3 protein-coding genes and 1 pseudogene are annotated in these 4685 nt (G+C 61.6%); 2 read left to right on the forward strand and 2 right to left on the reverse strand.

Features of this window, described 5'->3' with window-relative positions:
* Nucleotides 1-175: 175 nt before the first annotated feature.
* A complete protein-coding gene (locus IEY21_RS16470) occupies nt 176-334 on the reverse strand; it encodes a hypothetical protein (protein WP_188905428.1) in 159 nt (52 codons plus the stop codon).
* Nucleotides 335-901: 567 nt separating this feature from the next.
* Here IEY21_RS16470 and IEY21_RS16475 point away from each other — a divergent pair.
* Entirely contained in the window at nt 902-2791 is a 1890-nt protein-coding gene (locus tag IEY21_RS16475) for a S8 family serine peptidase (RefSeq protein ID WP_188905429.1), read from the forward strand.
* 315 nt (nt 2792-3106) lie between these two features.
* Here IEY21_RS16475 and IEY21_RS16480 read toward each other — a convergent pair whose 3' ends face one another.
* Nucleotides 3107-3871 (reverse strand): hypothetical protein, encoded by a 765-nt coding sequence (locus IEY21_RS16480; RefSeq protein WP_188905430.1) that lies wholly within the window; start codon nt 3869-3871, stop codon nt 3107-3109.
* 119 nt (nt 3872-3990) lie between these two features.
* Here IEY21_RS16480 and IEY21_RS16485 point away from each other — a divergent pair.
* Nucleotides 3991-4524: pseudogene (locus tag IEY21_RS16485) on the forward strand (DDE-type integrase/transposase/recombinase).
* Nucleotides 4525-4685 lie beyond the last annotated feature (161 nt).

The following is a 4685-nucleotide window of genomic DNA, read 5'->3' on the forward strand; positions in this document are numbered from 1 at the left end:
ACGCCTGCGGGATGGAGGTCTGTCCGGCGGCAGCCCGAACGCAGCCAGCCGCTCCAGTCCGAGCACCTCAGACACAGTCGGGCAGCGGTCGGCCTGAATCTCGTCATTTCGCTGAATGCCACGGAGCTGTTTTGTTTCCTTCCGTCAGGAACCAGAACCCGGGCCGCGGCGCGCTCTACTGACCGACGGGCTCACCGGGCAGGACCTCGTTCGGTGAGACCACCGACGGAACAGGCGTCGTTCCACTCACCACTTCACCCGGCAGGTCCTCGTCCAGCGCAGCAGAGGTCGGCGACTTCACGCCGCTTCCCACCGTGTTGGGCGCCGCGGGCATCGGCACCGGTACAGGCCGGGAGGCAGGAACCGGAGGCGCAGGCGCGGACGTCGCCGCTCGGTCCGGTGTGCTTCCAGGGGTCTGCGCTTCCGGGGGCCGTTATGGATCTGCGCTCTGTGCGCCCACCACCGTCCGGTTTCCTTCCGGCTGCACAGACCGTGCAGGAGCAGGCTCGGCGTCGACCACCACTTCCCCCGGCAGATCCTCGTCGAAGCCAGATGGTGCCGGGTCGGCGGCGCGCTGTTCGTGCTCAGTGGACGTCGACGGTGACGCGGCGACCGTGACGGCGGATCCTGTGGGCACTTCCGCCACCGTTCGGTCGAGGTGCCGGACTTGCCAGGCGCCTGCATCCAGGCCTGTCAGGAGCAGTGCGCCCAGCGCCACTATGGGCCAGCGCCCCCACTGCCTGGCTGCGAGCGGTGGCGGACTGGCGACCTTGACCTACTGGCCACAATCGGAGTGGACCGAGAGACAGAGGTCAGGTCACCACCCACCCCTATTTACGTGTTTTTTGAGCGTCCGTAGCTACGGTGACTTCAATCAAATCAAGCTCCACCGGAGGATCATATGAAAGCGACCCAGTACTCGGCCCTCGGTCTTTCCCTGACCCTGATTCTCGCCTCTTGTGGTCAGCAGAGCCTGACCACTGGCCCTGCCCCTGTGGCCACAGCACCTGCCCAGCTGCAAGCTCAGGCCGGCAAGAAAAAAGCGATCGTTACCCCTGAGCCCACGCCTGTGAGCGAATGCTCCGCTCTGTATTCAGGCCCTGCGGCGAACGCTACCACCGCCAATGCGGTAATTGACCCTACGATTGATTACGGGCAGGTAGGTACCCTGATTCTCTCCTTTAACGTTGATGATGCCGTGACTCCTGCCGTGAACTTCATTGCGTCCAGGCTGGGAATCAAGCCCGGCAATGGCCTGGGTGCTTTTAGTGAACTTCCGATGGTGGCCGTGAAGGCTCCAATCACCCAGGAACTGGTCAACATGCTCAAGGCCAACCTGCAGTCTTACGGCCTGCTTTCCATCTATCAGGACCGTCCGCTGGAATACTTCCTGGACGAGAGTGTCGCGTACATTAAGGGTGACAGTGCACGCAGCGCATTCAAAACCACAGGCAAAGGCATTGGCGTGGCAGTTATCGACTCCGGAGTCGACGGCACGCATGGTGATTTTCCCAATCTCGTGAAGAACGTCAAGATTGCTGCTCCGATCATTGCTCCAGGTCTGACGGGCGCCCTGTATGTGGATACCTCCAATTCTGATCTGACGTCGGGCCACGGCACCCATGTGGCCAGCACCATCGGCGGTAGCGGTCAGATGTCTACCGGCGGCAAGTACAAGGGCGTGGCTCCCGGCGCAAATCTGATTGGCGTGGGTTCAGGGGACGCAATCAGCATTCTGTATGCGCTCCAGGGCTTTGAGTTCGTGTTCAAGCCAGAAGTGCGGGAAACCTACAACGTCCGCGTCATCAGCAACTCCTGGGGCACTTCTGGCAGCCGTTTTGCCCCGTACAATCCGATCAGCATCGCGTCCAAGCGGGCCTACGATTATGGAATGATTGTCAACTTCGCCGCCGGCAATGATGGTCCCGGCGCTGATACGCTCAACCCGTACTCGGCCAGCCCCTGCGTCATCAGCGTGGGTGCCGGACACGCCAAGAACACCATGAATGCCCTGAACCCCCGCATCCGCAAGGGCGTTCCCGGTGAGCTTGCCAGTTTCTCGAGCCGCGGTGTCAAGGATGATCCGTTCCATCACCCCGATATCGTGCTGCCCGGCGTGAACATCGTCGCCGCCCGTGCGGTCAGCGGCCCAATCGTGGAACCTTACCTGGGTAAGGACGGCAACAGCCCGGAGCCGCTGTACTCCTCGATCTCCGGCACCAGCATGGCCACTCCGCACATGAGCGGCGTCGCAGCCCTGATGCTGGAAGTCAATCCGGCCCTGAATATGGACGGCGTGCTCGCTGCTGTGACCAGCACCGCCGATCCAATGTTTACCAAGACTGATGTGATTCGTCAGCTGGAGAAGTGGGAAGTCGGTGCCGGGTACGCCAACGCCTACGCTGCAATTCAGAAGGCTGCGAGTACGGTGGGCAGCCGCACGACCGTGGAGACCTCCGCACTGACCAGTTGGACCGGCGCGGTGGGGACCACCGTAGATGGGACCCCACTGGTCGGTGAACACAACCAGAGCGTGAGCGTGCCCTCGGGCCTGTCGGCCGTGAAAATCAACACCGACTGGGGAAACCCCACCTACGATCTTGACCTGTATGTCTACGATCCGGCAGGCAACCCAATTGCCTCCAGTGCTCAGGGAGCCAGCGCTTTCGAGGAAGTCGTGATTCCCAACCCGGTGCCTGGAACTTACCGTGTGCAGCTCAAGGGCTGGCTCAATCCTGAGACCGCCTACAAAGGCACGGCCACCGTTGACCGCATCGTGCCACTGAAGTAGACACGTTTAGTGGAAGCTCGAGCTGAGTAGGAGTGGGAAAGGGCGCTTGTGCGCCCTTTTCTTCTTTCAGTGAGCGAGCGATGTCGGCTCTGGCCCTCTTGAGGCTAAAATGAGGGTCTAGTGTCGGGTTCCCCCCTCGCTGTGATCGGCTCTGTCGCCAACGCTTGGTCACCGCTTTACGCCCTCGGTTATTGAGAGGTCGAGGGACTGCTGTTGAAACGGGCAGTCTCAGCCTTTTCCACCGTCTGGAACGACCAAGAACGAAGTTGTCAATTCCTGATGTGCAGCGCCTTCCAGCGGCCCCGAAGGCTGGCCTCAGGATTGCTGCTGACACAGCCGGCGAATCTCGGCGGCCAGGCGTGGGTGGACGCTCGAGTGGTCTTCCAGCCAGGTCAGGATGCACAGGGCTGAAGCCTGATTGTTCTGGTAGCCCTGCATCATCCCCGGCAGGCGGGCAGCCATGTCGGGAAAGCGGCCCTCGAAGCGTCGCTCTGGCATAAAGGGGTCGGCGCCGCCCTGTTCGGCACCGTGCAGCGCAGCCAGAGCCAGGAGCCGGTCAACGGCGTAGCTCTGGATAAAGCGGGCGGCGGTCAGCCGTTCGCCCCGTGCCTCCCGGTGCAGGCCCACCAAGAGGTTGGTCAGCGCCTCGTTGGTGTGCCACTCCGGTGAGGGCGCTGGGGGGGTGGCCCGAACACCGGAGGACGCCGACAGGTGGGGAACATCCTCTCTTTTCCAGACCACCCGACCAGCGGTGTAGGCAATGTGGGGCAGTTCGCTCAGTTCAAAGACGGCGTACTCGGCAAAGATTCCGTCGTCGAACAGGAGTTTGCACCCATCTGGCGTGTTGTAAAAGCTGAAAGCGACGGGGTGCGCCTGTTCCAGCCAATCCAGGGCGTCCAGATACTTTGGTTTGGCTCCGGGGGCGACCAGCACAAAGAAGTCCAGATCGGAATGTTGATCGAGGCGGTGGGTCTCCAGGCCAACAGAACCAAGCGCCAGCAGCGCAAGAGCGCCCTCACGCTCCTGGAGGCTGGAGGCCAGAGCATCGAGGCGAGCGAGCAGTTGAACAGGACTGGGCATCAGGGGATTCACTGTACTGGGTGGTGTTCGCCATGGTTGGGGCAGGAGCGTGGGCAAAATACCGTTTGGAACAGTGTTGGGCTGGTTCTGGCAACTTAAGCCTGGGAGACTGATGAGTTGTGACAGACCGGAAGCCCTACCGCCACCGTCTTTCGTTCTACGGTATCGGCTCCGCCCTGCGGTTTTATCGAGCAAGCGTGACGTTCAGGAATGGCTCCATGAGCGCGCCATACCTCACTGAGGAGAGGAACTGCGTCAAGGTCAGCGGGGCGGAGTACGGGTTATGGCGGGCGGTGGACGAGCGTGGGGACGTGCTGGACGCGCTCCTTCAAGAACACCGTGACACCGAGGCCGCCAAAACCTTTTTCGTGCGCCTGTTGGGGAAAGATGACGTGCCGGGAGTCACTCACACCGACACGCCGTGGAGCTATGGCGCGGCAGTGCGTGAGCTTCCCGTACTCCACACTGTGGAGCACGTCCAAGTCGTCTCCTCTGCGCTCTGGAACAACCTCGTGGAACAGGCGCATCGACCGACCCGGCAACAGCAGTGAAGTCGGCCGGGCTTCAAGAAACTGCGAGGGGCACGGGAGTTTCTGGCTTTGCACATCCGGACCACCAGCACTGCGCTCAATCGAAGAACGCATCAGTCGTAAGCCTACGGGGCCTGGCAGCACGCCGTTGATATGGCGGTCTGAAGTTCAGACCACCGCTGGGGAGATGTAGTGTGCTTGAGGCTGGCGGCCTGACAGATTTTATGAGATTGGACGGAAAACGAGTTGCCAGCCGACCTCAAGGGTGGTTTGAGGAGGGGCGT

The sequence above is a fragment of the Deinococcus aerophilus genome, assembly GCF_014647075.1.
GTDB classification, from domain to species: Bacteria; Deinococcota; Deinococci; order Deinococcales; family Deinococcaceae; genus Deinococcus; species Deinococcus aerophilus.